Annotated in this window: 3 protein-coding genes; all 3 read right to left on the bottom strand. The window is 37.7% G+C overall.

Translation table 11 applies throughout. The annotated features are described in order from the left end of the window. Positions 1–294 precede the first annotated feature (294 nt). Complete coding sequence (locus tag J7K40_06925; GenBank protein ID MCD6162130.1) at positions 295–1,971, bottom strand: PDZ domain-containing protein; 1,677 nt, start codon at positions 1,969–1,971, stop codon at positions 295–297. An 84-nt stretch (positions 1,972–2,055) separates the two neighbouring features. Further along, positions 2,056–4,191: a hypothetical protein gene (locus J7K40_06920; GenBank protein MCD6162129.1), complete on the bottom strand. Its 2,136-nt coding sequence runs from the start codon at positions 4,189–4,191 to the stop codon at positions 2,056–2,058. Positions 4,192–4,267: 76 nt separating this feature from the next. Next, positions 4,268–5,412, bottom strand: a 1,145-nt coding sequence (locus J7K40_06915; GenBank protein MCD6162128.1) for a hypothetical protein, incomplete at its 5' end; no start/stop codon positions are given.

Here is a 5,412-nt window from a genome sequence, read left to right as displayed (position 1 = left end):
CTGTTCTGTTATTAACTCAAATATATGTTATAGCCCCGGTTCGAACAAACTGATAGGGGGATTGGTATGGACGAATGGCTGTATAAACACGTTCGCGCTTGGCAACAAACAGGCATATTGCAATACACCCTTACGCATGGCATACATACTTTTATAAAACCTAAGTTATTAATTTGTTAATAGTATGAGGTTTATTATGTATAACCTCTTGTTGCCAAGCAGCGCTTGACAACAAGAGGTGTACCGCTTCTTTGTCAACAACCCGAGTGGTATTAAATCACTATAGCTTTATTTTTAGCCTTCCGGTTGAAGGACGGCAGAATACTCTTTAGGCGATGATAATATCTCAACAGCCTTATCAATATACTTGTCTTGCTTTAACACATTCTGCCTATAGACAGCTTTTTCGCCATAGAGCTTGGTAAGAATATCTCTTTTTATTGACCTTTTAATATGGTCGATGCTTTCATTGAATTGTTTTTCTTTATCAAGCTCAATTTGTTTTTCCAACTTTTCAATAATCGCGGCATACTCATCGGTCTTTCCCATTTCTTCAATGGTTTCTTTCATCTCGTCCAGTTCGTTTTCAAGCGCTGTCTTATAAGTAAATTCCTCTTCCTTAAGAAAACCTTTAAACTGTTCTATTAATTCTGGAGTAACTTCAAAATCTTCGGGAACGCCAGGATTATCAGTTGTATATTTTACAGAATAGTCAAAGAACATCGATAGTCTTTCAAGGTTTAATTCAAGCGCATTTAATTTTATATCTTCTATTTCGATATCAGGAACAACGCCGCCGCCGCCGAAAACGATTCTGCCGCCTTTAGTGAAATACACTTCTTTTTCCTTTTCAATATCTGCGCTGTCACTCTTCTGAATTTCGAGTTCTTCCGGATGACGAGTGGATCTTTCGTCTTTCTGTATGCATCGCCCTGATGGGATATACCATTTGGCGGTAGTAAGCTTTAGGGCAACATCATCAGACAATGGATAGACTTGCTGCACAAGCCCTTTTCCGAATGTTGGGTTGCCGATAATAATTCCACGGTCCCAATCCTGAATTGCGCCGGCAACGATTTCGGAGGCGGAGGCTGACATACTGTTGACCATCACCACAACAGGTACATCTGCCGGAATCATCGGATCGATACTGGCATACAGCGTTCGTTTCTGGTCTTCGGTTCTGCCTTTGGTTGATGTTACATCCGCCCCTTTTGGCAAGAAATAATTGGCAACTTTCACAGCCTGGTCAAGAAGTCCTCCGCCGTTTGACCTTAAATCAAAAATCAAACCATCGATGTCTTCAGAGAGTATCTCGGAGAAAGCCTCTTCAAGTTCGTGATTAGCCTCCTCGCCAAAACGGGCTAATCTTACATACCCAAGCTTTTTGCCATTTCTTTCGAATGTTGTATAAAAAGGAACTGTTTTAATCTCGATGACTGCTCTTTCGATTGTATATTCAAGCGGTTTATCTACTCCCTCGCGTTCGATTGTTAAAGTTACGGTCGTGCCGGCTGGGCCGCGCATTTTGTTCGAGGCATCACGAGTGCTCATCCTTTGAGCCGATTCGCCGTCAATCTTAACGATTTTATCGCCTGCGCGCAATCCCATACGGTATGCCGGAGTTCCTTCCATCGGCGCTACTATGGTTACGAATTCATCTTTCAACATTATTGTCATACCTAAGCCGGAGTATTTGCCTTTGGTTGATTCCTGAAGTCTGTCGTAGTCTTTTCGCTCTAAAAACTCGGAAAATGGATCGAGAATATCCATCATCCCCCGTATCCCTGCATATATTAATTCTTTTGATTCAACCTCATCAACATAACGGGATGAAATCTGAAAGGCAATCTCCATAGACAGCCTGGAATAACTGTATAACGAATCTCCCGGCTTCTGAGCGGTAGCGGCTAAAACAACGAATAGTACCAGAATTCCGACAGTGATGACAATCCCTGTTTTCTTAAACAATTTTCCTCCTTTATACATAGCATCTACTTGACATTTGACATTTAATCCTTTTCAAGATATTTAAAACAGTAATATTTCTATCCTTTATTTACTTGCCAGACGCATATTTGTTGCAATTAGTATTATTCCTGTTACTCCCATAAACAATAGAATTGCATTTATATCTAAGGCCGCACTCAGTATTGCCAGCCCGGCCGCTGTGCTCAATATGGCGCCGGCAAGGTCGACTCCATACGGCAACCCCGGCCTGTTCTCAAAATATCTGGCATTGGCAGCAAATCCATAACCGCCGCCAAAACCCGCTAAAGCAACTATTATCATTAGAACCCAAAGCTTATCATAGCCAAGAGAAAACAAAACCATAATCAATCCGAAAATCAATAAAGCCAGAGTCGTTCTTTTATGTATTATCTTCGGTAAATTTTTCAGACTATTATAATATTTTATTTCCAGTAATGCGCCAGCCGCCATACCAGCCATAAACAGACTTAATATAAGCCCAAGCGCTATATAAAGATAGCCTCCTATCAATTGAATTTCATATAAAACCATCAATTCAAATATGAATGAAATTGCCCCAAAATACAAGATATTTATTAGCGATAATGATTTATTGACATTAAAACCTGCAAAAAATAGAATTAATAACAAAATAATTACAGCCAAAACGGCAAAATATTTTAATAATCCTTTGAATTCGAATGATATGTTAAACATCGAAAAGTAATTCGACAACCCATGACCGATAGCCATATCATTGGCGCACTTGCTTTCTGATGATAACTGCTTTTCAACCTGGTTTAACTTGAAACTATTAGTCCTCGCGGCAATTAAGGAGGAATTAAAATAGGGAGAATCAATCTTGAGTTCGCTATATCTCTGTATAAGAAGCTCCGTGTTTATTTCATCGGGAATATTATCTCCGCCTATAAAAATCAGATTATCTCCCGGAATATAGATTACCTTCTTGAATATATTTTTCAGGTTAGTATAAATCTCGCTTAGACGCTTTCTCATATCATCCCTCCATATGCCATCATAGGAGGGCGCTAAAACAGTCAGTATGCCGTCATCGGCGATATTCTTTCGGCAGAGCTTGAAAAATGAGCTGGTTTCCAAACGTCGGCTGCTCAGAGAAATCAGATGCCCTAAATTTAGTATAACAGCATCGAATTTTTCATCGTTACCCTTTAAAAATGACGCCGGGTCCTTTATTCGGCAATGCTTCATATCCGGCAAGTATCCCGGGTCCACAAGTTTCAGCCATCTTTTTTCGGGGAAAATATATTTTCTCTCGATATTATCCGGCACGAACCTGTCAACCATATGAGTTTCCGCTCCGATAAGAGCGATGTTTGCCATATCCGGCTTTATTAAGCGAGACCAGTATATGATATCCTGTCCGGTTACATAATCGGGAAAATCTGCCAGCTTGATGCCGCCTGAATAGAGAGAGGTCATATTGCCTGTTTTTACGCTGTCATACCGTATAAGCCGCCCGGAAACAGATTGTTGGAAATCATACGGCTGATAGTTTATCTTCAGCAATAAACTTTCAATATGATTGCCTGCCCCTAAGAGCATAATAATAACCGCCGCACATGTTAATACCATTATCTTATATAGAGACTTTTTTCTAAGCAGCGGCATCAAACAGACACAGGCGATAAACAGAAGCAGAGTCAAATCTCTGCCGCCGCTGAAATAGTATATGGCAGTAATCATACCGGCTATCAAGGCGCCTAAAGCTTCCCCTGCATAGGTTTTGCCCGGACGGCTATTGCCTTTATAACTTAACGCAATCGAGGAAAACAGCGCGCCGTTTATCAGACATACAGGCAGAAGGGCAGCGAGCAGTATAATCAGGTAGATTACAGGCGGAATTAATTGGCCGGGTATTATATGCAGAGCTTTTGGCATCAAATAAAACACTACTGCCGAGATAAGGCTGAATAATGACATGAGAATAAACAGCATATCAGTCCCGGTTGGTGCACGGGGACGTACACCAACCACTAATGGCATATTGGTTTTTATATTTTTTAGTGTTATAGCGCCGATTGCTGTTATTAATAGCCAGAAGAAATAAAATATGCTTAGATAAACCTCATTACCGCCAGCAAAGCTTACCGCCAGACGGGCAAAGATTACCTGAACCGATAAGCTGATGAAGCCTAAATATATGGCGTTGGGGATGAATATTTTGGTTAGAGTGTTCATTGGTGATTATTAATTTATTTTACGCCTGGCGTATAATTTGCGAACTATTTCCCTAATTCTCGTATTATGATTATTTTTATAATAATCCTATTACTTCATTAATTCTCTCATTTATTAAAATAGTCTCATAAGATGGGCATTTATTTTGTATATCCTTTAAAACTTCAAGAGCTTCTTCATATTGCCCATAATTCCATAAAGCCATTGCTTTATTATAATTTATCCCAGCTATTATTTCGCTATTTTCATCTATTCCAGTTCCTTTCAAACATTCAATTTGACTTCTATATTTCGATATTGCACCAATCCAATCTTTTGATTCAAATTTTTTGCTCGCCTCATCACCTAAATTAAAACAATAATTCCATTCCCTTACTCTAATCTTTTGCTCATATGCCTCTTTTGAACTCTTAATTAAGCTCTTTATCTCTACCTTTTTATAATCTCCATTCTCATGTTTTAGCTTTATTAAAAGATTAATTGCATCATTATATTTTTCATTATTATATCTTGCTATTGCCATGTTATACAACAACCTGCAACATTCCTCATCATATAAGCTGTCAGAAACAATTAATCTTTGTTCCTTTGCAAGGCAATAAAACTTATATGCTTTATCCCATTCTTTCTTATCGAACATATCTGATGCTAACGCATCAAAACAGCCACTTAAACAATCTCTTCTATCTTTAGAATAATTTCTATTCCCTAAGTAATTAGGTTTAAATATAATACCTTTTTGTGGTGTTAACCAATGGTCATATATACTTGATAGATTTTCTTCAAAATCCTTTTCTTTTCCAGTTAAATATTTTAAAAATGCTCTTTTAGCTATTAATTCATTTAAAGATACAATTGCTAAATATTTTTCATAATTTATAGAATCATATCTATTATAGTTATATTTACTATAGTAATATTTGAAATACGGACTACTCCCTCCTGTATTAATTCCTTTTTCGCAGCAATCTAATCCTTTATCATATTTACCTTCATTAATAAAACCATTAACCTTATTTAATATAGAATCAGCTTCATTGCTTATTATGCTTGCCAAATTAGATACAACTATTTCTGCTTTTTCTCTATTATTACCATTTTTGTTTAACCTATATATTAGTCTTTCAAGTACTCTTTTTGATGACTCCAAATCTCCCACTTCATTCATTAACAACCCTAATTTCCAACAAATTTCATCATCATCTGGGAACAATAGTAAAT

The organism is Candidatus Zixiibacteriota bacterium (assembly GCA_021159005.1).
In the GTDB taxonomy this organism is placed as follows: domain Bacteria; phylum Zixibacteria; class MSB-5A5; order UBA10806; family 4484-95; genus JAGGSN01.
The sequence above is the reverse complement of the archived record's forward strand: the minus strand, read 5'-3'. Positions and strand labels throughout refer to the sequence as shown.

Coding starts and splice junctions, on each gene's coding strand:
- J7K40_06920 (MCD6162129.1), bottom strand. CDS start 4,191: ATGAACACTCTAACCAAAATATTCATCCCCAACGCCATATATTTAGGC.